Below are 1,122 nucleotides of genomic sequence, written 5' to 3'. Positions count from 1 at the left end.
CATCTTCTTTATAAAACTTAAATTGTTTTCCTGTTATTTCTTTTACTCGATTTATAGATTCTACCGAGCTATTCGAAAGATTATCCACTACTATAACTTCGTAACCGCTATTTAGTAATTCTACACATGTATGACTACCAATATATCCTGCTCCACCTGTTACAAGTATTGCCATAATTATAGTCCTCCATATTTCATTCATTATAAACTTCTCAAAGTATATCATATATTTCTTATCCTATGTTTAACATGCGAACACAGAAACTTACATTTTATCCCATAATAATTTTATAACATATACGATTCTAATCAGGTAATAAAAAAATGCCACATAATAAAAATTATGTGACGTTTTTTTATTAAATTACGTAACAATATACACTTAGAAAATGCGCAAGACTACCTAATAATACAAAAACATGAAAAATTTCATGATGCCCCATGTATTTAAACTCTAACCATTTTGGCTTTGTTCCATAAATAAATCCACCAATTGTATAAAAAATGCCCCCAAGTACTAAGAAAATAATGCCTCCTGTACTTAAATTCTCAGCTAACGGTGCAAAGAATAAAACAATTAACCAACCCATCGTAATATAAATTGCTGTCGATAACCACCTTGGACAATTAAACCAAAACATTTTAAATACAATGCCACAAATCGCAGTTGCATAGACTAAACAAAATAATAGCAAACCACTTGCTGAATTTAATGTAATTAAGCAAAAGGGTGCATATGTACCTGCAATTAATATAAAAATCATAGAATGATCTAGCTTCCTAAAGAAGTATATAACACGTTCATTGGCCACAACACTATGATATACAGCTGACGCCGTATAAAGGACCATCATTCCAATACCAAACAAAATAACAGCTGTAATTGCAGCAAATGATGGCATCTTGATAGAAACTTTCACAAGCATAGCTAATAACGCAATAAATGATAATATCGCTCCACCTAAGTGAGTAAATGCATTAACTGGTTCCCTTACATAAGCATTCATAATAACACCCCTCATATAATTACATGTAGTTTCAATAACTACATGTAATTATATACACATTTCTTTTTAAGGTCAACATTTACAATTCATTTGTTTCGTAATACCATATTTAAAG

At 30.3% G+C, this 1,122-nt stretch carries 2 protein-coding genes; both read right to left on the bottom strand.

Annotated features, from left to right (window positions below; genetic code table 11):
- The coding region (locus ACQGSG_RS29135) for an SDR family NAD(P)-dependent oxidoreductase (RefSeq protein WP_426948775.1) at positions 1 to 175 on the bottom strand (175 nt) is incomplete at its 3' end.
- A gap of 184 nt (positions 176 to 359) precedes the next feature.
- Positions 360 to 1,007 carry a PAQR family membrane homeostasis protein TrhA gene (gene trhA / locus ACQGSG_RS29130; RefSeq protein WP_000995363.1) on the bottom strand — a complete coding sequence of 216 codons (648 nt, stop codon included), beginning with the start codon at positions 1,005 to 1,007 and terminating at the stop codon, positions 360 to 362.
- Between the last annotated feature and the right edge of the window lie 115 nt (positions 1,008 to 1,122).

The sequence above is a fragment of the Bacillus sp. GMa5/1 genome, from assembly GCF_050172015.1.
Taxonomy (GTDB): Bacteria; Bacillota; Bacilli; order Bacillales; family Bacillaceae_G; genus Bacillus_A; species Bacillus_A cereus.
Note: the sequence above shows the minus strand (reverse complement) of the source record. Positions and strands in the feature narration are given on the sequence as shown.